Genomic DNA, 25927 nt, shown 5'->3' with positions numbered 1-25927 from the left:
TATTTTTAATAAATTTAAATAAATTTAAATATACTTATACATATGGAAAAAACAATGTACGAATCTTTATGTTCTATTAAAAAACAATATTTAGAATTAGAACAAAAATTAAATGAACCAGAAGTTTACAATAATATAAAACAATATACAAAAATTTCAAAAGAAAAAGCTGATATTGAAGATATATATTTAAACTTTAAAAAATACCAAGAAATAGAAGATCTTTACTTGTTAAGTAAGGATATTTTGACTAATGAGAAAGATGAAGAACTAATTGAATTAGCAAGAAATGATATTGATAATCAAATAGAACAATTAAAAGAACTAGAGGAAAAAATAAAAGAACTTTTATTACCTGTAGATGAGAATGACAAACGAGATGTTATTGTCGAAATTAGAGGAGCAGCAGGTGGCGATGAAGCTAATATTTTTTCTGGTGATTTATTTAAAATGTATCAAAAATACGCTGAAGAAATGGGATTTAAAATAAAAATTATTGATTATACATATGGTTCAGCTGGTGGGTATAGCCAAATTGTTTTTAGTGTAAAAGGAGAAAAAGTTTTTTCTAAAATGAAATTTGAGAGAGGTGTTCATAGGGTTCAAAGAGTTCCTGCAACCGAAACTCAAGGGCGTGTACACACTTCTACAGCAACTGTAACTGTTTTACCTGAAATTGATGACGACGTTAATATTGTTATTAAACCAGATGATATTGAAGTAGATGTTTTTAGATCATCGGGAGCTGGCGGGCAATCTGTTAATACAACTGATTCAGCTGTTAGAATTACACATAAACCAACTGGTATTGTTGTTACTTCTCAAGACGAAAGAAGTCAAATCCAAAATAGAGAAACTGCTTTAAAAGTTTTAAAAAGTAGATTATACGAAATTGAAATTCAAAAAAGAGAAGAAGAAGAAAGTGGATTAAGAAAATTAGCAGGAACAGGCGATAGAAGTGAAAAAATTAGAACATATAATTACCCACAAGATAGAATTACTGATCATAGAATTGGATTTTCAACTTCTTTAAAAGTTGTTATGGAAGGTGAATTAGAAAAAATAATCGAAGCTTTAATTGCTGATGAGAAAGCAAGAAAGATTAAAGAAGCAGGTTTATAATGATAGATAAAGAGGTTTTGCTAAGAGAAAAAAGAAGATACGAGCAACCTCTTTTTATTTCAAAAAAGGAAGAAAAACTATTAAAAAAAGATTATCCAGTTCAAAAAATAATTGGATATCAAACTATGCAAAATGTTCATATTGACATTAGATATGATGTTTTAATTCCTCGGTATGAAACAGAAGAGGTTATTATCGAAACATATAAATATATAAATAAAGATTCAAAAGTCTTGGATTTATGTTGTGGATCAGGTTTTATTGGTTTGGCGATAAATAAGAATATTAAATGTAATGTTACATTATCTGATATTTCTAATCAAGCAATTAAACAAACAAGATTAAACATTAAAATAAATAAACTAAAGAATTGTAAAGTTATAAAGAGCAATTTATTTAAAAAAATAAAAGAAAAATTTGATTTGATTGTATCTAATCCGCCATATTTAAATAAAAATCATAAATTTGCAAATTCATTAAAATGGGAACCAAAGAAAGCCTTGTTTGCAAAAGAGAACGGTTTATTTTTTTATAAAAAAATTACCAATGATTCAATTTACTATCTAAAACCTAACGGTCATTTAATTTTAGAAATAGACGAGTTTTCTAAAAAATGACTTGAGGAAAATTATCCTAACACTATTTTTATAAAAGATATAAATAAAAAAAATCGAATTGCGATATTAAAATATAATGATTTAAAAAAATAGCACTCTAATTAAAATTGTGCTAAAATTCTTTATTATGTCAAACAAGAGAGATTATTATGAAATATTGGGCATAAATAAAAATGCTACAGAAAAAGAAATTAAAAGTGCTTATCGTAAATTAGCTATGCAATATCATCCTGATAAAAATAGTGCCCCTGATGCTGAAGAGAAATTTAAGGAAGTATCAGAAGCATACGAAATATTATCAGATCCAGCAAAAAGAGAAAAATATGACAAGTTTGGTCATAATGCATTTGATCCAAATGCTTACCACTTTGGAAATTCAGAAGATATTTTCAGTAGCTTTTTTGAAAGTTTTGGTTCAGGTTTTTCCGGGGCTGATATTTTCGGAGATATTTTTAGTTCTTTTAATAATTATGAAAATCAAGATACTAAGAAAGGACAAGATTTACAATTAGTAGTTAACATTAATTTTGAAGATGCAATTTTTGGCAAAACAATTGAACTTAACTTAGATAAATATGAAGTTTGCGATTATTGTCATGGAACAGGCGCTGAGAGTAACGCTGATATAGTAACATGTAGTACTTGCAACGGAGTTGGTAGAATCCAACAAAGAGTAGCAATTTTTTCAACAGTAAAAACGTGCCCTACATGTAAGGGTTTAGGTAAGAAAATTAATAAATTTTGCCATGAATGTAATGGACAAAAAACTAAAAAAGTTAAGGTTACACAACGTGTAGAAATACCTACTGGTGTTGAAGATGGTGATACCATTAGAATAAAAGGTTTAGGGAAACCTTCTTCTTATGGTAATAATCCTGGAGATTTATATTTAGTATTTTCTGTTACTCCAAGTAAAAAATACAAGAAAATAAATAACGATTTATATATTGAAATGCCACTTTCTATTAAAAGTTATTTATTAGAAGATGAGATTGAAATACCTACACCATATGGTAATAAGAAAATTAAAATAGATCATAGTTTAAAAATCAATGATCCGTTTAAAGTAAAAAATTGCGGATATCCTTATAAGAATTCGAATTATAAAGGTGATTTATATATTAAATTTGACTTATATATGCCAAAATTAAGTAGGGAAGAAACCAAAAATCTTAAAGGAATTTTTGAAGATAAAAACGACACAAAACGAGAAGAATGATTAAAAAAATTCTAGTCGTTTTTTTAATTTAATTTTTTAACAAAAAATTTTATGTTATTATTATTCTTTATAAGTTAACAAAAAGCAAGGGGAAAGGAACTATCATATGTCAGAAAAAATAATGATTGTTGAGTCACCAAATAAGGTTCACACTATTCAAAAAATAGTAGGAGATGAAATAAAAGTATTGGCCAGCGTTGGTCACATTTTAAAACTATCAACTGGTGGATTAAATAATTTAGGAATTGATTTTGAAAATTGAGAACCAAAAATGATTCCTGATCCTTTGAAAAAAACAATAATTTCAGAACTAAAAAAGGCTGTAAAAAATGCTGATGAAGTTTTAATAGCAACTGACCCTGATCGTGAAGGTGAAGCAATTGCTAATAATTTAATTACAACTTTAAAATTAGAAAATAAATATAAAAGAATTAAATACAATGAAATTACTGATGAGGCTATAAAATTTGCAATAGAAAATCCTTTAGAAATTGACCAAAATTTAGTTAAAGCTCAAAAATCTAGACGTATGTTAGATCGAATAATTGGTTTTCGTTTATCGCAGTTAATGATGCAAAAAGTAAAAAACGCGCCTACAAATCCTTCTGCAGGACGAGTTCAATCTATCGCTCTAAAATTAGTTTGTGATAAAGAGAAAGAAATTGAAAGCTTTAACCCAATTTTATATTCTAAAATTAATGCTAATCTAATTAATGGTTTAAGTGTCCCATTATATTTAAAAGAAAATAAAGAATTTGAAGATAATACATGACTAAATCGTGAACAAGCAGATATTACTTATAATGAACTTTTAAATAGTAATTATGAATTAGTTGTTGATGATATTTCGGTATCAAAAAGAAAAGAAAGTGCTTATACACCTTTTAAACAATCAGTACTATATAAAGAAGCGAAATATAGTTCAAAAACAGTGCAAAGTTCAGCACAAAAATTATTCGAAGCAGGGTTAATTTCTTACCCAAGAACCGATTCAACAAGATTAAGTGAATCATTTATTAATAAAGCACAAAAATATATTACAAATCGTTTTGGTGAAAATTATGTGGCCAAAGAAATCAAAGGATTTGCTGGATCACAAGATGCTCACGAAGCAATAAGACCAACATACATTGAATTAACGCCTGAAGAAGCTAAGACAAAACATGATTTAAATGAAATTGATTTTTATATTTATAAAATAATTTATGATAAAACAATAATGTCTTTAATGACATGCCCAGAAAAAGAAAATTATAGATTTAATTTAGTAAATGGAAATAATAACTTTAGAATGTCATTTAGCAAAGTAATTTTTGATGGTTATTATGCATATTCAGGTAAAGAAGAAATAATAAACATTCCAAAATTACAAATTGGAGATATTTTAAAAGTTGACGAGTTTATCAAAGAAGATAAGAAAACCTTACCTCCGGCTCGTTATAACGAAGGTTCTTTAATTAAAAAATTAGATGATATTAAAGTAGGGAGACCATCAACATTTGCATCAACAATTTCAGTCATTAAACAAAGACTATTTGTTGAACTAACAGATGGTCATTTAATTCCAACAGAGTTTGGAAAAGTAGTTTTGGAAAAATTATTAACAAGTTTTCCAAAAACAATTAATGAGGAATACACAGCTAAAATAGAAGCCAAATTAGACTTAATTTCTGAAGGAAAAGAAGATTATAAGGAATTAATGCAAAAATTCTGAGACAGTTTTAATGAAAGATATGATGATATTAAAGATCAAATAAATATTACTGTATTAGAAGCTAATAAATTAGATGAAAATTGTCCTTTATGCAATTCTCAACTGGTCTATCGTTATACAAAAATTAAAAAGCAAAAATTTATTGGATGTTCAGCTTTTCCTAATTGTCATTATATAAGAAATATTGAAACGCAGAATAAAAGTTTCTTTAGAAGACGTAAAGCTAAAAAATAAATAAAATACATTAGAAAATATGTAAAAAAAAACCAAAAAATCACTTAAGGGTTCTTTTTACTAAAATACTTATGTATTTTATTTTTTTAGTTTTATTTACAAATATTAAATTTACATAGTAAAATTGTTATCATGAAAAAAGAAATAAAGAAAACAAAGAAACATTCAACAAAATGAACTTTATTTTTAGTTCCAGCATTAACTCTTTCTGCTGTTGCAGGAGCAATTTATTATGTTGTTAAAAATAGTAGAACTATCCAAAAAGAATTTTGATCTGTCGAAAAATTTAATGAGGAAGTTAAAAAAATTGAAATTAAAAAACAAATAGTGGGTTCTTTACAAGCGAAAAACCTTTTATCTGATTTTAAAAGTAGAAAAAATTTAGCACAAAAAAGAATTGATGAGTTTAATGAAAAATATAAAGAAATAATTGAAAAAAAACCTGGCAGTCTAACTATTGAAGAAAAAAATATTATTAAAAATAAACCAGAGCCTTTTAATCCTGATTTGTTCTTAAAAAATAAAATCGAAACACTTTTAGATTTTGAAAAAATTAAGTTTTTAGATTTTAAATTTTTAGATGTTGAAGAGATTCCTAATGATTCATTTAATTTAAGAATTCATTTTGAAGTATTTTTAAATTATGAATATGCTAAAGGTGTTTTTGAATTAAACAAAGTAAAATCAACGCCAAATTCTAAGTATTACTTTAAATCGAGTCAAGTTGTTAGATTTTTATCTAATAATTTAAAAACTTATCAAGGAACTGAGTTTTCTAAGATGTGACCCGAAAACAAAAAAGAAGCTGAAGCAATAGTTAGAAAATATGATGCCAAAAGCAAAGAATTAGAAAATCAGGTTTTATCTTTTGAAGAAAGACAAAAAACAATCGAAGCAAAAGAAGCAAAAACCCAAGAAGAATTAAATGAATTACAAGAAATAAAAAGAAATATTGTTTCATTAAAAGAACAAATTAAGGCTGTTTTTAAAAGCGAAAATTTTCAGCAAGAAATTTTTACTTGATTTGAAAAAATATTAATAGCAACAGATGCTTTTCAAGATATTTATTCAAAAGAAAAATTTAACATAAAACCTTTTATCGAAAATTCAAATAACCAATATGTTTCATGAAACCCTAAAAAAGGTTTAAATGAACTAACAATTAAATATTTATTTATAAACAAAGAAAATGAAGAAATTAAAAGTGAAGGTGAAATTAAAATTTTTACTTTAGATGTTTAATTATGAAAAAAGAAACTAATAAATTAAAAAAAATAATTACAGAAGATACCAAACAAATCAAAGACTTAATTAAATTAATAAAAAAATATAATTTAAATGTTGATTTGGATATAGAAAGTTATATTCAAGAATTAGAAAACAAGAATATAGAAGAGATTGAATTAAATAAAATAATTAAAGATATAAATATAAATAAAAACTATAAAAATTACGAAGATTTAAAGATTGAAGAAAATCAAGAATTATTAGAATTAATTACAAAAGATTAGAAAAGGAGCTCTAAAATGAAAAATAAAATAAATATTGCGATAGATGGTCCAAGCGGCGTAGGAAAAACGGTTATGGCTAAAATGTTAGCAAAGGAACTAAATTATAAATTCATTAGTAGCGGTAATCTTTATCGTGCTATTGCTTATAATTCATTAATCAAAAATATTGATTTATATAATGAACAAGAAATTAATAATTCTTGAAATTTTAACGATTTATTCATTACTGAAGATGAAAAAATATTTTTAAATAATGAAGATATAACTTTAAAAATTAGAGAAGATAGAGTTTCATTAGTAGCTTCATTAATTGCAAAATTTCAATCTGTAAGAATCAAAGTAAATGAATTTATACAGAATTTTGGTAATAAAAATAAAGGTATTATTGTCGATGGTCGTGATGCAACATATCGAATTTTACCTGATGCAGAAGCAAAGTTTTTCTTGTGAGCGACCCCAGAAATAAGAGCAAAAAGAAGACAAAATCAAAATCTTTTATTAGGAATAGAATCTAATTATGATGAAATATTAGAATCTATAAAATTAAGAGATTATAATGATATGAATCGTGATATTGATCCTTTAATTGTTAGTGAAGGAAGTGTGAAAATTGATTCAACAAATATGAGCGTTGAAGAAAACTTTCAAGTTATGCTTGAGGAAGTTAAAAAGAGGTTAAAATAATGAAAAATACAGTAGCATTAATAGGAAAACCGAATGTTGGTAAATCAACATTATTTAATAAAATTATTAATAAAAGAAAATCAATAGTTTATGATACACCTGGAGTAACTAGGGATAGAATTTATCATTCAGCAAAATGGTCAGGTTATGAATTTAATATTATTGATACTGGTGGGATTACTCAAGAAGAAGGGAACTTTAAAGAAGAAATTCAAAAACAAGCTCAAATTGCTATTAACGAAGCTGAAGTTATTGTTTTTATTATTGATGGAAGAGAAGCAATTACTACTGAGGACTTTTTTGTTGCAAGTTTATTAAGAAAATCAAACAAGAAAGTTATTGTAGCATTGAATAAATTAGAATCAAATATTAATAATTCTTTTGATAGTCAAATTTATAAGATAGGATTTTCAGATATTTTTCCAATTAGTGCTATTCATGGCGATGGTGTAGGAAATTTACTTGATGAAATAATTAACAATTTAAACTTTGATGACAAAGACAAAAATGATAATTTTAAGTTAACAATTCTAGGACCAGCAAATGCTGGAAAATCAACTTTATTAAATACTTTAACTAATGAAGAAAGATCAATAGTTTCTAACATAGCAGGAACTACAAGAGATTCTATTTCGTCTTTTATTAAAATCAATAATGAGGAATTTGAAATAATTGATACAGCTGGGATTAAAAGAAAAAGTAAATTGACCGATAGTATTGAACATTATGCATTAATGCGTGCTACTGATTCTATTCAAGAAGCTGATTTATGCTTATTAATGTTAGATGCAACTGAAGAAGTTAGTCATTTTAGTCAAAATATTATTGGAATAGCATATGAATTAAAAAAACCTCTTATTGTCATTGTTAATAAATGAGATTTAATAGAAAAAGACACAAATACAATGGCAAATTATAAAAAGAATTTATCAAAAAAATTAAAGTTTGTTGATTGAGCTCCTGTTGTATTCATTTCAGCTAAAAATAAACAAAGAATAAATAAATTAAAAGATGAAATTATTCGTGTTAAGAATAACATATCAAGAAAAATTAATACTAACCAATTAAATTCGATAATGATGACTGCTCAAATGATTAAACCAGCTTCACCAATTAAAGGCAAAAGATTATCAATCACTTTTTCTAAACAAATAGAAGGGCCAATTCCGACATTTTTACTTTTTGTTAATGATACAAATTGTGCTCACTTTACTTATTTAAGATATATTGAAAATCAAATTAGACAAAACTATGATTTTTCAGGAACACCAATAAATTTAATTTTAAAAAATAAAAATAAAAAAGAGGAAAGATAATTATGAAAAATAAAATTGCAATTCTAGGTAGTGGCGCAATGGGAACAGCTTGTGCTAATGTTCTTGCTGAAAATAATAACGATGTAATTATTTATGGAATTGATAATAATGAGTTAAATGATCTTAGTAAGGGTTTTAACAAAAAATATTTTGAAAATAAGCTAGAAAAAAACTTTAAAACAACAACTAATCTAGAAGAAGCAATTGACCATGCGAATTTCGTAATTATTGCTATACCTACCAAATTTATTCCTGATGTTTTTAATAAATTAATAGAATTAATAAAATTTAAAACAGTTATTATAAATGTTTCAAAAGGTTTTTGACCAGAAACTAATTATTTTGTTCATAATAAAATGGAATCATTGTCTTTTGAAAACAATAACATAAAGGGTGTTGTATCAATAATAGGCCCTTCTTTTGCTGTTGATATAATAAACAAGCAAATAACAATTGTAAATGCTGTTTCCAAGGACTTAAAAATAGCTAAAAAAGTAAAACAGTTGTTTTCAAATCGATGATTTGGAGTTTCTATTAATGATGATGTAATTGGAGCTGAAATAGGATCAACATATAAAAATATATTAGCAATAGCTTCGGGCATGGCTATTGGTTTAGGATATTCTACAAATACTCAAGCAGCATTACTAACAATGGGGTTGAAAGAAATGGCTAAATATGCTAAATTTTTAGGTGCAAAGGTTGAAACAATTTATGACCTTTGCGGTTTAGGTGATCTTATGTTAACTGGTTTATCAGAAAAATCACGTAATTATCAATATGGAATGAATTTTTTCAAAAATAAATTAGATGACAACAAAACAACTGTTGAAGGTTTATATGCACTTAAATACATTTATGAACAAAATATATCTAAAAATAAATTAAATTTGCCATTAATAGAAGGAATTTATAAAATAGTATATAATAAGGAAAACCCAAATAAAATAATAAATAATTTGATGAAAAAAATTTAATTTTGGATTTGCTAAAATAAATAAGGAGTTAAAATGACAAAAAAAGAATTAATCAAAAAAACTTCAGAAGAAACTGGCTTTCAACAAGCTATGGTAGAATCTATTTTTGACCAAATGATTGATATTCTAATAGAAGAAATGGCTAACTCTAGACAAGTAACCATATCTGGATTTGGGGTTTTTTCTTCAAAATATATTCCTTCAAAAACTCAACAACACAATATTACAAAAGAAGAAATTGAAGTTCCTGCAAAAATGGATCCTAGATTTAAATTTTCTGATGTTTTAAAATCAAAAGTAGACGAAATTCATCAAAATTCTAAAAAGTAATATTTTCGATTATATTTAATATTCCAGGAAAAGATAAATTTAATTTTTTACCAATATCTAAAGCGTCTTCAAAGTGAAGTGCTTTTTTATTTTTAATTTTTTTTATTAATTGATCATGCATAATTAAAAAAAATGCATTTTCAAATTTAAAGTATATTATTCAAAAAGCTATTCCGCCATTTTTTTGAATTAAATTTAAATATTCTATTTGATGATTTTTAATATTTTTTAAAGGTAAAATGCTTAGTTCTGTACTTTTTGCTTCAAAAGCAATAAATTTTCCTTTATAAATACCATAATAATCAACAGAGCTTTTGCTACTAATTATCGCCTGATCTAAATTTAGTTTTTTATTCTTTAATGAAACAGATTTAAAACTAATATCCAAATTTTTTTTATGAATTAAGCAAATATCATTTTTAAAGTAAAATTCATTAGTCTGATTAATTATTGTTTCCAATAGCATTCCGCGATTTTTAAAAATTGTGTTCATATTATTATTAAAACAAAAAAAATAAGGAAATTTTCCCTATTTTTTCACATATTTAAACATCATATTTTTTATAATTTTTTAAATATTCTTTTTTATTTTTCATTAAATATTTTATTAAATCTGCTGCCATTAGCATTGCCATAACATCATTATGACAGTAAATTTTTAAATCTTTAATTTTTTCATTTCATTCATTATCTTTTATTAAATTTAGCGCTCTTGAAGTTGAGATAATTAATGCTGAACTGCCATTCTTAACATTTAATTCGGCATATGGTTTAATATTATGTTTTAAATACTGGCCTAATTTATTTTCCGTAACGAAATATTCAATTTTTTTGATTGAAAAGGCGCCATTTATATATCCAATATTAATTGGTCTATCAATAACAAAAACTTTTTTCATATGTGAAAGAAAAAAATTACATATATCTACTAATCTATTTATAATAAAATCTATTTTACTTAAATATAATTGATAATCTTCATCAGATATCATTGTTTTTTTTCAATATATTTCCAAAACCTGTTTTATTTCTATAAGTCTTGCTCTTTCATAACTGATATTATAGATAATATAATATGATATTTCTTCATCATATAAGTCATCAACTATTTTCTTATATGTATCTATTCCAAAACCTTTTGGATCGTAAACATAGTCATTACTTTCGTAAATTTCATTATTTTGCGTTTTAATAATCGATGTTTGAGAAATAACTTGATTTCATGCTGGTAAGTAATCTATCATTGGGATCGGTAAGGTGACGCCTTCAAAATCAAATCAAGCTATTTTTGCTTCTTTATCACTAATTACCTTATACTCATATAATTCTTCGATATTAGGGGCAATTGAAATAAGATTATTATCATAAAATTCCAAGGCTTTTTTTCTTGTCAAAACATCAACATCATCATTTACATTAGCAACGAGTTTCAATATTTTTTTACTACCGACTTTATAATTTGGATATTTTTTTTGAAATAACTTCGAAAAAAACTTATTAGAACTAAAATTATCAATAAAGTCATCATAACTTAATTCTCAATCTACTTTAATATTATCTTTGTTTTTTATTAAATTTAAAAACTCATCAAAAGAGCAAGTATAGTTGCTGATAGTTTTTTTAGTATCTGAATTTTCTAATCTTTTCTCATGGAAATTATAATTAGCTGAAGTTAACTCAGTTAAAACATGATCAATAATGGATCTATTCTCTTTTAACTTACTTTTTCTTTTGCTTGAATAATCAAAATTTGGATCTCCAACTAATTTTGCTTCTATTTCTTCTTCCGATAATTCCTTTTTGTTTTCAGAACTAATTGAAGCACCATTTTTTGAATAATAGCAATATTTAGTTAAAATAAAATCTAAAATACCTTTTTTAACATTAATTCTTTTTCGGTATTTTGGCTTAAGTAAAAAGATTTCGTTTATCTTTAGAAAATTATTAATAATTTTAAAATCTCAATAACTCTTTAGAAGTTGTTTTCTAGTTGTTTTTTTAGAATAAATTAAATTACCAAAAGTGCATTCCTTTATGTCTAAAAAAGTAACTTTAGAAACACAATCTTTATATTTAAAAACAGGATTTATAATTAAGCGATAATTTTGTTTTAAGGCTTTTTCGGTTTGACTAACCATATCTTCTTGTGCTTGTTTTAAAGAAATAAACTTAATTTGGTTATCATTAATTCCGTATTTTTCTTTATAAAAATTAACCAGTTGCTCTATGCCTTGATCATATACTTTTTCAATACCAGTTGATAATATATTTACATTGGTAAAAATAGAAAACAAATAATTAATATTCTTATATGTTTCTTCATCAAATTGTTTTTTTTCTAAATTTTCTGTTGAATCAAAATATTGTTTCAAAAATTCTATTTTATCAAACGGGTTAAGTTTAGTTAGTTTTTCTTTCTCTTCATTTTCTAAATTTTTTTCCGCAAAATCGTTAACTATATTTTCAATTTCTTCTGTATAAAAATCAAGAAAATCATATTCACTATGTTTTAAACCATCTTCATCATCTTCATAAGAAGTATCATCTTGTAATAAGGCTATATTTTTCTTACAATCAGAATTAATTTCTTCATCAATATCATTAAAAATAAGCCAAGGCTTTGTTGTGTTTGCAATTACAAAATCATTAAATGAATACACTTGTTTCTTCTTCATATTCCGGCACTGCCTTCCCTATCTCTACCCATTCCAAGTAAAGTTTTTCTCATTCATCATAATTTTTACAATCTAAATATCTAACAATATCCGAATCAATTACATCATTTCACTGCGGGCTCACACCGCTTGTTGTATATTTATTGTATCACTCTTCACAAGCTTTAATATCATCCAAAACCTGTTTGGTATTAACTTCAAAAAACCAGTTTTTAATTTTTCTTTTATTAATATCAACGTTTTCCGGATTTACATAATCTTCCTCTTCTAAGAAACATGCTACTATTGTAAATTTTGATGCACCTATTAAATAAGAATATAACTGTGCTTGTTTTATGTAAGCAACATTAATTCAATTATTATTTCATGCTTCAAATTTTTTACTACCAACTGTTTTAATTTCGATAATAATGTTTTGTTCCTCTAAGTATCCATCTGGTAATCCCCCAAACAATTCATTATCTTTAAAATAATCAAAATCATAATCTTTTGCATTAAATCTTTTAATTTCAAAGTGAAATTTTTCTTCTAATTTTGCAAGAATTTTTGGCTCCAAAGCAATACCGGCATTTACGTATTTTGGATCTAATACTGGAAATCTAAAATTAGCAACTCTAGCAAATGCCGCAAAGTCACTATTAAACTGGGTTAATTTTAAAATGTCGCCTAATGCTGATCCAGTAATTTTTCTAAAACCCAAAAAAGATCCAGGTTTATGCGACAATAATTTTTGATGATATTCTTTTTTTAATTTTACTGTTTTTGTTTCATAATCAAGGTCATATTGTAAACCGTTATAATGTGAACGTGAAGGAATTTTAATTTGTCTTGTGTTTTCCATTTAAGCCTCGCTTTTATATATATACTATTTTACAAAATTTAAATTAATTAAAATTAAAATGAAACTGTTATATAATGAACCCCAAAAGTTTTTCCAAATTACTTGGTCCAACTTTTGGGGTTCATTATATTATCTTTTATTTCTTTTTTTATTAGAAAAATAAAAAAGTTTAAGATAACTATCTTAAACTCTCAATTAATTTTAATTCATCTGAATTAAGTTTATAATCAACATTTAAATTCACGTGGCAATAACCATTAGGATTTTTAACTAAATAATCTTGATGATATTCTTCTCCTAAAATGAAATGTTTTAAAGGTAAAAGCTCAACATAAAATTCTTTGTAATTATTCTTTAATAGTTCAAATAATTTGCTTACTACTATAAAATCATTTTTATTTTCATAATAAACACCTGTACGATATTGAATTCCAATATCACCGCCTTGTTTATTAAGTGAATCAGGTTCAATAATTTTAAATAAGTGTAATACTAATTCCTCTAGTGAAACTAAACTATCTTCATATGTTATTTGTACAGTTTCAGCATGAAGTGTATTTTTCAAATTTTGGTAAGTTGCTTCATCAATAATACCATTTGCATACCCCACTTTAGTGTCAATAACTCCATTAACACGAGAAAAGTATGCTTGCACTCCCCAAAAGCAACCACCTGCAAAATATATAGTTTTTTTCATTTTTCTCCTTTTTTTAAAAAAATAGCATTATAATTTTAAACTTTTTTGAAAAATAAAAATACAATAATGTTCAAATTAAACGAACAATTATTGTATTTATCTAAAATTTAACTTTCTTATATTTCTTGGCAATGTTTTTATATACTTCAGAAACATTTTCATAATAATCTGGTTTAGTGTTATCTAAAGAATAAATTTTATCAATAGAATTAGCTATATCTTCTGCCATAATTAATTTTCTATTTTTATTAGATTTCTTTCAAATATCATAATATTCTTTAAAAATTGAATAATATTCTTTTCTTGATAATCATGGTGAAAAACAAATCATTATTTCTTTTATTAAAGAAAACAAAATTAAAACCTCTGAATTATACATATCGGTAATAATAATATATTTTCTCTGACCAAATGAAAAAGTCAATGCTCTTGTTAATGTTTTCTCAACATATGGCAATTTAATTAATTGAATATTTCTTTCCTTCAATATTATTGAAGCTTGTTTAATTTTTTCATCAAAATCAGTGTCATTACTGAACAATGCTTCCATTAATTTTATTGTTATATTTTTAGGTAAATATTCTTTAAATCTTTGTAAAACTAACTTGTTTTTTTCTTTAAAATTTTCTTTTATAAACAATTCACAAAAACGAATAAAAGGCAATCTTCCTGGCTTAACGATTTTACATTTTGTTATGTATAAATTCTTCGCAATATTTTTGGCATATTCATCGATATCTACTGTTCCATAATATTGTCTTAAAAATTCAATTTTTTCTTCTTCGGTAGAATTTTCCTTCATTCTATAATAATTTAAAATATTTGTTAAATATGGGTTGCTTTCTAAAATATCTCAACCTAATCTATTTATTAATTCTTCGTTATTATATTGTTTTGTTGTGTATTTAGTTTTAAAGTAATATCATTTATTACTCAAATATCCTATTTTTAAATTAAATAATTTTTCTAAATCTTGAATTAAATTTAAGCTCACATCAGGCTTAATGTCATTTAAAAGATTAAAAATTTTTCTTCGATCTATATTTAATTTTTCACAAACTTCAACAGATTTTAATTTTGAAATATTAAAAATATTTCTTAAAAATTCTCCAAAAGTTGTACATGAATTAATTTTTTGTTCTATTAATTTTAAATTTTCTTTATTCATAAACCATTTTGAACAAACTCCTATTTTATTTTCCCTAAAATAAACCAATCAATATTTGTCTATAATGTCCCCTTGTTTAAATATAAATTATAATTTATTAAAAATAAATTTATCACAATTTTTTTGACTTTTTATCTTAAAAAAGGCCATTTAACCTTCCTTTTGTGCTAATTTAACAAAAAAAATAAAAATATAGTTAAATTTTTTTTGCAATCTAATATATAATTTATAATATAAAAATAACTAAATAATCAAGAGGAAAAAATGAAGAAAAGTTTAAAAATTGTTTTATCAATATCACCATTAGCTGCAGTTTTATCTACTCCATTAATTGCAGCTTCATGTAAAAAAGAAGTAAACGAAAATATAGCAATAATCAAAGAAATTAATTCAAGTAAAGTTTTTATAGAAAAAATAGTTAAATACGAAGAAGAAGAAAATGAAAAAGCAAATGCTCAAAAAATTTTAAATGAAATTAACGAATTTCAAAGAGTTCAACCCCAAAATGATCACTATGATACAAAATTACTAAAAGAATTTCTTCAAAGAATTAAATCAGCAATTAATAGTTTTAAACAAAGAAATACACAGGAAAAATCAGGTTTAGTAGTACAAAAAATTGTTGAAAATCAAGAAGAAAAAGTAGCTTCTGAAGTTGTTGGAGAATTGAAAGCAGCTGCTAACTGAAATGATGTTAAAACAGTATTTCAAAAATATGGAATAAGCGTTACTGAAAAAGAATTAGCTGAAAATGAAGAACTAAGTATTGCTGAATCAACTCATGCACATGATGATGAAGGTGAAATTCACTTAGATATTAAATTCAAAATTGCTAAATCAACGGTAAGATTTACTTTATTAGGTTTCAAAGAAGTTGAACCAATTACAACTATTCAAAATTGAAAATTTGGAACTAAATTAGTTGGAGAATTAGAAACAAACGAAGCACAACAAGCTTATCTAAACAAATTAAAAGAAGAGCAAGCAAAAGGTTTTCAAGCTCTTTTAGTCGAATTTAAAAAACATATTAATGTCGAAGTAGTTGATGAATCAAATACAACATTAGAATTTAGTATTAAATTTGATGAAACTCAAACAAAAATTGAAGGAAATAAGTTACACTTATTAATTGAAGTATATGATAACACAAATATAACACAAGTTATTGAATCAAAAGTTTTAGTTGTAGATCTAGAAGATGAACATGATCATCACCATGAAGAAGGTGAAGAAGGTCACAGAAGATAGAATATCTTTCAAAAATAGGAGGCAATAATGATAAATAAGAAAAAGATCAACTTATTTAAAAGCATTGCTTTTTATTTTTTTATTTTCTTTTTTGCTATTATAGTAATATTTTTTGCTATCAATATTTTAATAGAGCCACAAATAAAGAAAAATTTAGCGGTTTTTTCGCAAATATCAAATAATTATGGAATAAGATTAAAAAACTTTTTAGTAAATTTATTCACTTTTAATCCAGGAAAAATTTATTCCCATGAGTTATCATCTTCGCAAAGTAATATTCTTTTACTTTATTTAAATCAGTTTAAATGAACTTTTCTAATAAGTTTTTTAGTGTTTATAATAAGCTTTATTTTAGGAAATATTTTAGGAATTACTTCTGCTTATAAATTAAATAAATCATATGATGTCATTGTTTCAGTGAGTGTTTCCTTTATGGGAGCATTACCAATTCTTATTATTGCAATTATTGCATTAACAAACTCTTCAGTTTTTGGTTATCCTTCACAATTTTTGAATAATAAATTAAGTCTTGTTTCTTTATTTGTTCCAGTTTTAATTTCTTCTTTTCCAACTTTAGCTATTTTCTTTTCTAAATCAAGAAAGAAAACATTTGAAATTTTAAAATCAGATTATTATTTATTTGCAAAATCATATGGAATGAATCAGTCTCAACTATTGAGAAAAACAATTTTAAAAGAACTTTTAATTAGTGAGTTAAATTTATTTTTTGTAATTTATGTCTTATTATTCACAGTAACAATTTTAATTGAAAGAATATTTTCAATTCCAGGTCAAAGTTTATTAATTTCTTTTGCTTTCAAAAAAGGTGAGTTAGATATTATTATGTTTTACTTTACTTTTAATTTTATTTTATTATCAATAATTTTATTATGTAACAAAATAGTAATTAAAAAATTAAATCCTAGTTTACAAGAACAAGGTCTATTTTTTAAAAAGAAAATAAAAAGGGGGCAAAATGCATAACCTTTTTACATTTAAAAAACAAAAATTTACAAATCAAAATCCTTATGTAATTCACACAACGCAAACTAAACAATATTGAAAAAGATTTTTTAATAATAAGCTAAACTTAACATGATTTATTTTATTTTTAGCTTTATTTTTAACCTTGATTATAGCAACTTTCTTCATAAGTAATTCACCAACAAATTCAATAAATTCAAAAACAAATTTGGTTAATAACTTGCCTTCTTATTTATCACAAACAATTACTAGAAACTTTAATCGTGGAGATGAATTAGATTTTATTAGAAATATCGCAGATCTTGAATATAAAGAATCAATAAAAAATCATCGAGAATTAATTTTTTGAATTGATTTTGACTCAGCTAGAGAAATTGGTGGAGATCAGACCATCTACACTGATATTGTTACCTTGAGATATAATCCTTACAATTTAATAAAAGCAGTTAATTTATTAAATAAAAATTCACTTATTGAAATTCCAAACGGTTTATATTTAGGAACCAATAATCAAGGGATTGATATTTATGGAAGATCTATTTCTTCAATTTGAATAACAATTTCAATTATTTTTTTAGCTATATTTATTAATATTTTTATTGGATTTAATTTAGCAATAATTACTAGTTTTTATAAAGAAAACTTTCTTATTAAGTTTATTAATAAAATGATTGATTCAATAAGTGTTATACCTGAAATTATTTGAGTGTTTTTACTATCAATTTTTATTGGTACAAATTGATATGGATTATTAATTTCTTTGTCCTTGATTTGTTGATTTTCATATTATAACCTTGCAAAAGAAGAAATAGAAAACTTAATGAATAAAGAATTTATTATTGCTGCTAAAGCTGTTGGCTTATCGAATTGAAAAATAGCCTATAGACATATATTTAAATATATATTTGCTAATTTTTTAATTATAGTTGTTGAAAGATTTTCTATTAATATTTTAATTGCTTCCTCATTAGCTTTCTTGGATTTCATAAATGATACAAATAATTTAAATATTGGCTCAATTTTAAAAGAAGCAATTGGTCTAGCTTCTGAAAATTCTGGATATTTAATAACAGTTTCATTATTTATAATTGCTTTTTCTTTAATTCTTAAATTATTATCAGCCTCTTTAGCAAACACATTCAACCCAAAATTTAAATAGTAAAAAGCCAGAATTTAAATCTGACTTTTTATTTTAAATTAATTTTGTTTTCAATGCCCTCTTTTTTTGCGATTTCTATTAAGATTGCTTTAATTTGTTCCATAGCATTTTTAGCATGGTTTTGAAATTCGATATTTATAAGATTATTTTTTTCATCAAATTCCATATTTCCTTCAAATAAATTTATTATAAAATTAAAATCATCTTCATAATTTTTTTGCCCAATATTATCAATAACATTTTGTTTTAAAATTAAAAAATCTTGTTTTAATTCATTTAATTGTTCTTCATCTTTTACATTATTTTTTAATAATGTGTGTCATAAACCCATTTCAAAAATTAAATTTATTATAGCATGTGAGTGACTATGAGAATTTTTATCACTTTCAATATTAATATTTTGAAGATCTTCAATTCTGGAAATTTTACTTTCATTAAATAGATTATTTTTTAAAAAGTTTCACGAAGAAATAATTGCTTTTTGTAATTGACCTAAATTTATATCTTTACCGCTCAACCTATTGTCAATTGTTTCTATAAACTTAATAAATTGTTGATTATCAAAAACTAAATTTACGTCATTTAAAACTGCATCAACATCAGAAAAAATTAATTGATATTTATCAAATAATTTGGCTAATTTGGATTTATTCTTTCCCGCTTCTTCTAATCATTTAATATAAAAATCTTGAATTTTTTCAGAATTAGTAGGATTTCCTTGGTCAATTATTAGAGCTGAAACTTTTGTTCTTAGAGCTTCTATTTTTCTTATTAATTTAACATAATATTTACGGTAATTACGATAAACACTTTTTACATCAGAAAATATTTGTGAAATTTTTTGACTATAAATTTGGTTAATCTCAATAGTTTTAGTATTTTGTAATTCAATTTTTTTAATATTATTTTTATTTTCATTTGTGTTATCTCATATGATATTTTCATTATCATTTGGATATTCAATTCCACATGAAACAGCTATTAAAGGAGTAGATAATAAAGATGCTGGAATTAGAATTTTTCAAATATTTTTCTTTTTCATTACATACCCCTTTCGTAATTAATTAATGTGAAATTATTCTTTTCATTAGTATCATCATATCCCTTAAAATAATTTCAATATAAAGATGCTTTTGCTAAGGTTTTTTCTCCACTACTTTTAAACTTATAATCCACATTATCTTCAAAACCAATAAAATTTAATTCAAAATATAATTGACCCAACTTATTTAGTTCTGGATTTAAATTAATATCAATTCTTTTAACTCCACTTAATGTTTTTCCAACTTGATTTTCTAATGCATAAGCAAGAAGGTAATTATTAACATAAGAATTAAAAACTTTTACTTGATATGAATCATTATTTAGAAGTGAAACATCGAAATTTTGACGACTATCATTGTTTCAATAGTTAAATAATTCATTCATTTTATTTGAAGCTTCATTTAATCCTTGTATGAAAGCAGAATCAGAACTATTATCAACAAAGTCATCTAATTTTATACTCGAAGGCAACCCAGTATTTTGTGGTTTAAATGAATAAATATCTTCTGGTAAAACAGAAGAAAGATTTTTATTTCTAAATATCAAACCCTTTAACCTGTGGCCATGATCATCAAAATTAGAACTTATTCATGAATATAGTTTTTTTGTTCCATCTTTCTTTGTTACTTGAACTATTGCTCTTATTAATTGATTTGTATCAAAATAATCTGTAAATTCAAAATCAAGAATTTTATATTCCAAATCTTCTTTTAATTTATATTCTGGAACTTTAATTGTAAAAATTTCGTCTTTAAATGTATTAAACAAATACATTAATCCTTTAGCATTTCAATAGTCGGGTGATGTTGATGATTTGATAAAATGGTTAATGTTATCAATAATAGTTAAGTATTCTTTTCCATTCATTATCAAAAGTGGGTTTTCAACATAATCAGTAAATAAGGGTAATTTTTCTCTTAGAGGTTTTAAACCAATTCCAAATTTTCCATTTGTTGAATAATTTCTAAATCCATTTAAATAATACTTTTTATTCTTATTTGATTCCGACATTAACTCTTTATTATTTCAGTCTTTTATGCTCTTAATTTTAAAAACAATGTAATCTTCAGCTCCGGTATAAGAGTGCTTAATTTCAGTATCTTTTCAATCTATTTCAATCGAAGAAACATTAACATTAAATTTGTTCAAGTAGAGTTTTAAAATGTCAACAAAAACTTCACGTTGCAATTTATGTTCTTCAGATAAAAAAGCAGTTGCTTGAATATATTGTGGCTGAATTCAGTTTGAAAATAAAGTTCTTCTTTTATCACTATTAACTAAATATTTTCTATTCATTATTGAATAATTTAAATTTATATCCTGATTTAATCTAAAAATAATAGTTTGTAAGTCCTCAAAATATGGATCCCTATTTCTGTTAAAATCTTTACCATAAATTAAAGCTAAATTAGTAAATCATTCATCGTTAAATGTTCCCGCTGAATCAACATCATCAAAAGAATACTCGTTTAAAAAATCATTAATATCACTAGCTTCACTTGAATCGAAAATTCTAATATTATTACTTTCAGTAACAAATTGTTTTCAATTATTCTTATAAGTAAAATCTGGATGATACTCAATTCATCTATCTTTGTTCAATAAATATAATCTTCCGTTTTCGATTTTAACGTCATCAAAATTGTGTTTTCCTTCTTCATCAAAATGATAAAAAATATTATTATCTTTTTCAATCGATGCAATTTGGCTTAAAGTTAAACGGTTTAAAAATACCCTAGATATTTTTTTAATGTCTAGATAAATATCTTTTTTTAGCGTTTGTGAACAACTTAAAGCAATTGTTGGTAATGACACAACGCTAGTTGTTAATAATAATTTAAATAATTGCTTTTTTATTTTCATATTTATTAATTTTATCACTTTTTTTTATATTATAGTTATAAAATTATTGTATAATAATAAAGTTTTAATAGACTAGTTTAAAAATAAAAAAATATTATTTTTTTGAAAGGAGAGATATGATAATCAATCCAGAAGGTACATGATTTGAAAGTAATTTAGAAATGACTTTGTTTTTAAATTTGCTAGTTTACATTCCAATACTAATGGCTTTACCTTTAATTTTAATGGGTTTACTATCATTTGCTAAAGTTAAAAATAAACCTAATAAAAGTAATGCATTAATTTACATGTATGCTTTTTCAACCGGGATGTTTTTAATGATTGGTGCTTTTGGTTTTCTAAGAGAAGGTTATGAAATTGCTAAAACTTTTACGCATAGTTCAAGCGATAAATTTGGTTCAGAAATCAATAGAACTTTGGTTATAGTTGGAATAATTGGATTAAGTTCTTTAATTGGATTTACTTTAGTAATTGGTGGAAGATATTTATTTATTAAAAAATCTAAGATAGACCCACACTCAAGCCATGAAGATCACAACCACTCAGATCACTTAATTTCTTTTAAAGATATAGATAACCCAAAAGCAGCTTGATTAGCAATATTTATGCTTTTAAGTCATCGAATTATCGACGGTTTCTTTATAGGATATTCAATATTTAAAATTATTTCTTCTCAGAACACTTTTTCAAGTTCTTTAATGCTTTTAATAACGTTTACTATTCACATCTTAATTGAAATGGCAATAGTTTATTTTAGACAAATTCAATATGGTGAAAAAAGAGGGAAAGCCGTTTTATATAACTTTTTAACCTTTTTATTAATAATTCCGTTCATTTTTTTAGGTGCTTTTACCGGTAGATTTTTAAATGATAATTTACAATGAATTCAATCAGGACTACTAATAATGGGTGGATCAATAATTGTTTTTACTGCTATATTCGAATTAGTTCCCGAATTTATTCATATTAGAAACAAAGATACTAAAACTCTATATCGTACATTAATAATTTTTAGTATTTCAATTGTTACAACAATTATGTTATTAAGTTTTCATGCGCACGTTTAATTTTAATTTTAGGAGGTTTTAAAATGAATAAAAGAATATTGTTTTTAAGTCCATTAGCAATTGTTTTACCATTTGTTTCATTATCATGTGCAAAGAATGATTTTAATAATGATGTTTATCATTACATCGAAAAAAATAACTTTGCTAATGATTATGGAGATTTTAGTTATTTAGATGATAATTATGTGAGTGAAAACATACACAAAATTAATTTATCAACTTCAGCAAAACTTTTTCGTGTGAAATCAAGAAAACAACCATTAATTGATTTTAGAGACAATATTGTTTTAGTTCCATCAGAACTATCCTACCAATTTGAATGAGCAAAGAAAATAAATATTATTACATCAACAGAAACATTAACTTTTGATAATGACAGAATAAACAAAGTTAATTATGATAATAACGCAACACCAGAAGAAGGAATCTTTATTCCAAAAAAGGATAAGGGAAATGGTTTTAACTCGCCTTTTCTTTTCATTCCTTCAAGCGATAACAAATCTATAAATAGTGATAATTTTAAAAATAGTTTAAAAAATTTAAAATCTTTTGAAATAGAATTAAATGAAAAGAACGATATTTGAGTTGATTATCACGGAAAATTAGTAAAAGAAAATAATAAAATTAATCACAAATCTTTTAAACTAGGTTTATTATCTAAACTTCTAAGAAACAAAGATTTTAAAAAACACTATATTCAAAAGAACAAAATTAATTTAGAAACCAATAATTATGATTCAAAATTAGATAATGGATTTGATTTATACAGTTATTTAATTAAAAATAAAATTGACATTGACAAATTATTAGATTTTTCAACTAACAAAATAATTATTAAAACTGTTGATGATTCATTAATTAATTTTGAAAAACTTTTTGAAAACTTATTTATTGTTCATAATTATTTTGATGCAATTCCATTTGAAATTATTGGATCAAAATACAAAGACCCTTTTAAAAACTTAGAATGATTTTTCAGCTATGGTAAAGATTTTCAAAAGCGTTACTATGCAGGTAGTTATTTTATTTCAAAAATGAATAACAATATAACAGAATTAGAAATAAATAATTTTTACATAAACAATAATGATAACTTAAAGAAAATTACTATTGAATATAACCCTTTACCGATTTCTCAATCAACTTTTTCTTTGCAGTCATTAAATGCTTTCAAACAGAATATTATTTCTAAATTAGATTATGAAACCTTAAATTTAGACGAAAAGAATTACATTTTAAAAAACTATCAAAAGTATAATTTTTCTTATCAAAAAAATTACAATAGATTTGAGCTTAATAACCAAATTATAGTTAATCAAAATCCAGATATTAATTCAAAAAATATGAATAAGAATTTTATTAAACTATATTATGGATTAAACGAAAAAAATCAATTAGATTTAAAACCAATAAACTTAACTTTTCAATCGTTGTTTAATAGTTTAATTAATCAGTATGCATTTACACAAGATAATAAAAGCTTATGATTGAGTCAAGCACCTGAAAATTTAAAAATTTTAGCTAATAATAGTGCTATAAATGTTGAAGAAATAAAAGACTTGTATAATCAAATTTCAAAACCAATAATTTTTAATTTTGAAAATAAAAAAATTAGTAATACATTTCAATTTCAAAATAAGGATAAATTAAATAATCCTCAAGTGCTTTTTGAAGAAGAAAAACTAAAATCAACTTGATTTGATTTAATAAAAGAAAACTTAGTAAAAATAATAAACGATTTTTATAAACAAACAAATAATGAAGAGAATATATATATAAATATTCCTGTTTCAATTGATAAAGATAATCAAGAAGTTAATAAAAAAATATTATTAGTTAAAAATATTTTAAATTCAATTGATTCAAGACTTAAAGTGAATTTAACCAAAATCGATGATTATGAAAAATATCATTATTATTTTGAAGAAAATAAATCAATATATAAAAAATCAACTTTCAAATTATTTCAAGGCGATACAGTTGAATTTATATACAATCAATTAACAAATTATGATAATAATCTAGTAAAATTAATTGACTTCTTATCTAAAAATAAGGTAATTTATCAACAAATTTATAAACAATTAATTAAATTAAATGATTTTCTAATAAGTAATAATTTGAGTTTAGAAAATATTGTTGACACGCAAACAAAAAATAAAGTAATTGGCTTTATTTACTCTTTAAAAATTGAAGAGCAAGCTGAAATAATTAATGAAATCAATAACTTAATAAGTTATTCTATGAGTTTTACAAACCAAATAAATATCAATAGTTTTTCAAAAGTTGTTTATCAAAAAAACTTTAAAAAGCCATTAGGTTGAAATAACTTAAATTATTATCAAGATATTGAAATTAACGAAAGGAGAGAATAATGAATAAGAAAAAATTATTATTACCAATTTTTGCAACAACAACTATTTCAATGTTACCAATAGTAGCAATTTCATGTGAAAATGGTAATTCTGGAACTTCAAATAATCCAAAAGTTCAACTTCTAACTTCATCTCAGATTCAAGAAATAGTTGATAAATTTGAATTTAAATTAACAAAAAAAGGCAGTGATTTAGAAGCCGAAAACAAACTAAATGAATTATGAGAAAAATTAGTAAGAAATAGAGATAATACAAAAAGTAATTCGCAAATTATTATTAATTGAAATAGCGAATTTAAAGACAATTTTATTTTTAATTTTCATAAATTAAATGGTTTTGGGTCTTCACACAAATATACATTTAAATTAATATGAGATAACCAAACTCCGGCAATTTCTTATCAAATTCTTTGTGTTGACAGAAACAATGAACTTGAATATCAAGGAATGGTAAAATTAGAAATTCAGTAACACAAAAAAATACTGTATTATAATATTATATTATGAAGAAAGTATCAAAAATTTTATCAATTGGTTCATTAGTATCTTTAAGCTTACCATTATTGGCAATTTCATGCAATAATTCTAAACCCCAAATCGATAACTCAGGGGGTAGTTCTGGTAGCGATTGAATAAACCCGAATATAAATAACTGAAATAGATTATCTTCTTCACAATTGGCAGAAGTTAAAGATTCATTTTCATACACCTTAACAGCTGAAGGAAAAAAATTAAGTCGTGATGAACTAGAACAAGTAATTAAAGAAATAAGAAAAAATTGTTATCCTGGGGATTCAGGAATAACAAGTTCAGCTCTTACTGCTGAAAAAACATTTTCTGATGTCAAAAAACATCCAAAATTTAAAAAATACTTTTCATTCACTACTGCTTTTGATAAAAACTTTTCATATTTAGGCGGACATAAATTAGAAATGGAATTTATGGTTCATGGCGATGATAAAGATTTACCTGCTATAAAATATGTTTTACGTTGCCCAGATAAAATATATCAAGGAAAAATGGCAGTCGAAGCAACAGAATTTGTTTACTTAGAAATAGATTAAAAAAATAGAAGCAATTTTA

24 protein-coding genes are annotated in these 25927 nt (G+C 24.0%); 17 read left to right on the top strand and 7 right to left on the bottom strand.

What is annotated here, in order from left to right; all coding sequences use genetic code 4:
• The first annotated feature begins 42 nt into the window (after positions 1-42).
• The 10 genes from prfA to ACQW0Y_RS01370 all read left to right on the top strand — a co-directional run bounded on the left by prfA (position 43) and on the right by ACQW0Y_RS01370 (position 9724).
• Entirely contained in the window at positions 43-1122 is a 1080-nt protein-coding gene (prfA, locus tag ACQW0Y_RS01415; RefSeq protein ID WP_427867413.1) for a peptide chain release factor 1, read from the top strand.
• Positions 1122-1832, top strand: a complete 711-nt coding sequence (locus ACQW0Y_RS01410) for a peptide chain release factor N(5)-glutamine methyltransferase (RefSeq protein ID WP_427867412.1) — start codon at positions 1122-1124, stop codon at positions 1830-1832. The genes prfA and ACQW0Y_RS01410 overlap by 1 nt, the downstream gene beginning before the upstream one ends.
• Positions 1833-1866: 34 nt before the next feature.
• A complete protein-coding gene (gene dnaJ, locus ACQW0Y_RS01405) occupies positions 1867-2973 on the top strand; it encodes a molecular chaperone DnaJ (protein ID WP_427867411.1) in 1107 nt (368 codons plus the stop codon).
• Positions 2974-3064: 91 nt separating this feature from the next.
• On the top strand, positions 3065-4906 hold the full coding sequence (topA, locus tag ACQW0Y_RS01400; protein ID WP_427867410.1) for a type I DNA topoisomerase: 1842 nt from the start codon (positions 3065-3067) through the stop codon (positions 4904-4906).
• A gap of 132 nt (positions 4907-5038) precedes the next feature.
• The gene (locus ACQW0Y_RS01395; RefSeq protein WP_427867409.1) at positions 5039-6148 is read left to right on the top strand and encodes a hypothetical protein; all 1110 of its coding nucleotides are present in this window, start codon (positions 5039-5041) and stop codon (positions 6146-6148) included.
• Between the two features lie 2 nt (positions 6149-6150).
• Positions 6151-6417: a hypothetical protein gene (locus ACQW0Y_RS01390; protein ID WP_427867408.1), complete on the top strand. Its 267-nt coding sequence runs from the start codon at positions 6151-6153 to the stop codon at positions 6415-6417.
• A gap of 15 nt (positions 6418-6432) precedes the next feature.
• A complete protein-coding gene (gene cmk / locus ACQW0Y_RS01385) occupies positions 6433-7101 on the top strand; it encodes a (d)CMP kinase (RefSeq protein WP_427867407.1) in 669 nt (222 codons plus the stop codon).
• Positions 7101-8417, top strand: coding sequence for a ribosome biogenesis GTPase Der (gene der / locus ACQW0Y_RS01380; protein ID WP_427867406.1), 1317 nt, complete (start codon positions 7101-7103; stop codon positions 8415-8417). Before cmk ends, der begins: the two co-directional genes overlap by 1 nt.
• Before the next feature lie 2 nt (positions 8418-8419).
• Positions 8420-9394 carry an NAD(P)H-dependent glycerol-3-phosphate dehydrogenase gene (locus ACQW0Y_RS01375; protein WP_427867405.1) on the top strand — a complete coding sequence of 325 codons (975 nt, stop codon included), beginning with the start codon at positions 8420-8422 and terminating at the stop codon, positions 9392-9394.
• 33 nt (positions 9395-9427) lie between these two features.
• The gene (locus ACQW0Y_RS01370; RefSeq protein WP_057235694.1) at positions 9428-9724 is read left to right on the top strand and encodes an HU family DNA-binding protein; all 297 of its coding nucleotides are present in this window, start codon (positions 9428-9430) and stop codon (positions 9722-9724) included.
• Here the strand turns inward: ACQW0Y_RS01370 and recU are convergent.
• From recU to ACQW0Y_RS01345, 5 genes are all read right to left on the bottom strand, one after another.
• On the bottom strand, positions 9714-10217 hold the full coding sequence (gene recU, locus ACQW0Y_RS01365; protein ID WP_427867404.1) for a Holliday junction resolvase RecU: 504 nt from the start codon (positions 10215-10217) through the stop codon (positions 9714-9716). The genes ACQW0Y_RS01370 and recU overlap by 11 nt on opposite strands.
• A 52-nt stretch (positions 10218-10269) precedes the next feature.
• Positions 10270-12399: a UU173 family protein gene (locus tag ACQW0Y_RS01360; RefSeq protein WP_427867403.1), complete on the bottom strand. Its 2130-nt coding sequence runs from the start codon at positions 12397-12399 to the stop codon at positions 10270-10272.
• Positions 12371-13240 (bottom strand): MAGa7180 family putative nuclease, encoded by an 870-nt coding sequence (locus ACQW0Y_RS01355; RefSeq protein ID WP_427867402.1) that lies wholly within the window; start codon positions 13238-13240, stop codon positions 12371-12373. The genes ACQW0Y_RS01360 and ACQW0Y_RS01355 overlap by 29 nt, the downstream gene beginning before the upstream one ends.
• A 178-nt stretch (positions 13241-13418) precedes the next feature.
• Positions 13419-13937, bottom strand: a complete 519-nt coding sequence (msrA, locus tag ACQW0Y_RS01350) for a peptide-methionine (S)-S-oxide reductase MsrA (RefSeq protein ID WP_427867401.1) — start codon at positions 13935-13937, stop codon at positions 13419-13421.
• A gap of 100 nt (positions 13938-14037) precedes the next feature.
• Entirely contained in the window at positions 14038-15105 is a 1068-nt protein-coding gene (locus ACQW0Y_RS01345) for a hypothetical protein (RefSeq protein ID WP_427867400.1), read from the bottom strand.
• 264 nt (positions 15106-15369) lie between these two features.
• On the opposite strand from ACQW0Y_RS01345, the gene ACQW0Y_RS01340 reads away from it, so the two are divergent.
• The 3 genes from ACQW0Y_RS01340 (at position 15370) to ACQW0Y_RS01330 (ending at position 18496) form a co-directional block, all read left to right on the top strand.
• Positions 15370-16353 carry a variable surface lipoprotein gene (locus tag ACQW0Y_RS01340; protein WP_427867399.1) on the top strand — a complete coding sequence of 328 codons (984 nt, stop codon included), beginning with the start codon at positions 15370-15372 and terminating at the stop codon, positions 16351-16353.
• Between the two features lie 330 nt (positions 16354-16683).
• Positions 16684-17337 carry an ABC transporter permease subunit gene (locus tag ACQW0Y_RS01335; RefSeq protein ID WP_427867398.1) on the top strand — a complete coding sequence of 218 codons (654 nt, stop codon included), beginning with the start codon at positions 16684-16686 and terminating at the stop codon, positions 17335-17337.
• On the top strand, positions 17330-18496 hold the full coding sequence (locus tag ACQW0Y_RS01330; protein ID WP_427867397.1) for an ABC transporter permease subunit: 1167 nt from the start codon (positions 17330-17332) through the stop codon (positions 18494-18496). The genes ACQW0Y_RS01335 and ACQW0Y_RS01330 overlap by 8 nt, the downstream gene beginning before the upstream one ends.
• Before the next feature lie 28 nt (positions 18497-18524).
• Here ACQW0Y_RS01330 and ACQW0Y_RS01325 read toward each other — a convergent pair whose 3' ends face one another.
• Both ACQW0Y_RS01325 and ACQW0Y_RS01320 read right to left on the bottom strand, forming a co-directional pair.
• Complete coding sequence (locus ACQW0Y_RS01325) at positions 18525-19538, bottom strand: HxHSH motif-containing lipoprotein (protein WP_427867396.1); 1014 nt, start codon at positions 19536-19538, stop codon at positions 18525-18527.
• Positions 19538-21403 (bottom strand): MAG3240 family lipoprotein, encoded by a 1866-nt coding sequence (locus ACQW0Y_RS01320; protein WP_427867395.1) that lies wholly within the window; start codon positions 21401-21403, stop codon positions 19538-19540. Before ACQW0Y_RS01320 ends, ACQW0Y_RS01325 begins: the two co-directional genes overlap by 1 nt.
• Positions 21404-21519: 116 nt before the next feature.
• On the opposite strand from ACQW0Y_RS01320, the gene ACQW0Y_RS01315 reads away from it, so the two are divergent.
• The 4 genes from ACQW0Y_RS01315 to ACQW0Y_RS01300 are packed head-to-tail and all read left to right on the top strand — an operon-like array spanning position 21520 to position 25908.
• Entirely contained in the window at positions 21520-22470 is a 951-nt protein-coding gene (locus ACQW0Y_RS01315; protein ID WP_427867394.1) for a hypothetical protein, read from the top strand.
• Positions 22471-22493: 23 nt separating this feature from the next.
• A complete protein-coding gene (locus ACQW0Y_RS01310; protein ID WP_427867393.1) occupies positions 22494-24845 on the top strand; it encodes an OppA family ABC transporter substrate-binding lipoprotein in 2352 nt (783 codons plus the stop codon).
• On the top strand, positions 24845-25315 hold the full coding sequence (locus ACQW0Y_RS01305) for a hypothetical protein (protein WP_427867392.1): 471 nt from the start codon (positions 24845-24847) through the stop codon (positions 25313-25315). Before ACQW0Y_RS01310 ends, ACQW0Y_RS01305 begins: the two co-directional genes overlap by 1 nt.
• 32 nt (positions 25316-25347) lie before the next feature.
• Positions 25348-25908, top strand: coding sequence for a variable surface lipoprotein (locus tag ACQW0Y_RS01300; protein ID WP_427867391.1), 561 nt, complete (start codon positions 25348-25350; stop codon positions 25906-25908).
• Positions 25909-25927: the final 19 nt, after the last annotated feature.

It is taken from the genome of Mycoplasmopsis arginini (assembly GCF_965278885.1).
GTDB lineage: Bacteria > Bacillota_I > Bacilli_A > Mycoplasmatales > Metamycoplasmataceae > Metamycoplasma > Metamycoplasma arginini_B.
This window is presented reverse-complemented; position numbering and strand designations above follow the sequence as displayed.